Raw genomic sequence first — 1,054 nt, forward strand, 5'->3', positions numbered from 1 at the left:
GCCCGCCGACTACGTGGTCCACGTGTCGCTCGGATACGCCGGCGGGCAGCAGCTCGAACTGATCCAGCCGGTGTCGGGACGCAACCTGTACGCGGAACAGCTGGAGACCAGCGGTCCCGGCGTCCATCACGTGGCCTGGGTTCCCGAAGACTTCGAGGCCACCCTCGCCGAAGCCGGACGCCGGGGACTGCCGGTGGTGCAGCGGGGCCGGTTCGAGGGCGTCGGGATGGAGTTCGCGTACCTCGAGGGCGGCCCGCTCGGCGGTTACGTGGAACTGATGAAGCTGTCCGAGGAGATGCGGGCGATGTTCGACTCGCTCGTCCCGGAATCGCCCGGCGCGACGGATCGGGCAGAGTGATCCTGGCCACCCACTACACCCTGTCGTTGGCAAATTCGACAGAACTGGGACACTGGAGGCCGTGACTGTTTCCTCCGGTGACCCCGACGTGCACGCATCCCGCTCCGCCCAGCTCTTCGAGAGGGCTGATCTGGTCATTCCCGGCGGCGTCAACTCCCCGGTGCGGGCCTTCCACTCGGTCGGCGGCACCCCCCGGTTCATCAGGGAAGCGTCCGGCTACACGCTCACCGACGTCGACGGCAACGACTACGTCGACCTCATCTGCTCCTGGGGACCGATGATCCTCGGGCACGCGCACCCCGCCGTCGTCGAGGCCGTGCAGAAAGCGGCCGCCACCGGCCTGTCGTTCGGCGCGCCCACCGAGGGCGAGATCGAACTGGCCGAGGAGATCGTCGGCCGGGTCGCGCCGGTGGAGAAGGTGCGCCTGGTCAACTCCGGCACCGAAGCCACCATGAGCGCCGTCCGCCTCGCCCGCGGTTTCACGGGCCGAACCAAGGTCCTCAAGTTCTCCGGCTGCTACCACGGACACGTCGACGCCCTGCTGGCCGACGCCGGTTCGGGGCTCGCCACCTTCGGCCTTCCGACATCGCCCGGCGTGACGGGCGCGCAGGCCGAGGACACCATCGTCGTTCCCTACAACGACCTCGACGCCGTCGCCCAGGCCTTCGCCGCGAACGAGGGCGAGATCGGAAGAGC

The 1,054-nt window shown here is 69.1% G+C and carries 2 protein-coding genes; both read left to right on the forward strand.

Annotation, left to right across the window (positions count from 1 at the left end):
- Nucleotides 1–358: VOC family protein (locus tag AZG88_RS24175; RefSeq protein ID WP_061699463.1), on the forward strand; the 358-nt coding region annotated here is incomplete at its 5' end.
- A 61-nt stretch (nucleotides 359–419) separates the two neighbouring features.
- Nucleotides 420–1,054: aminotransferase class III-fold pyridoxal phosphate-dependent enzyme (locus tag AZG88_RS24180; RefSeq protein WP_156517605.1), on the forward strand; the 635-nt coding region annotated here is incomplete at its 3' end.

Origin of the sequence: Rhodococcus sp. LB1, from assembly GCF_001583455.1 — a bacterium.
GTDB lineage: Bacteria > Actinomycetota > Actinomycetes > Mycobacteriales > Mycobacteriaceae > Rhodococcus_F > Rhodococcus_F opacus.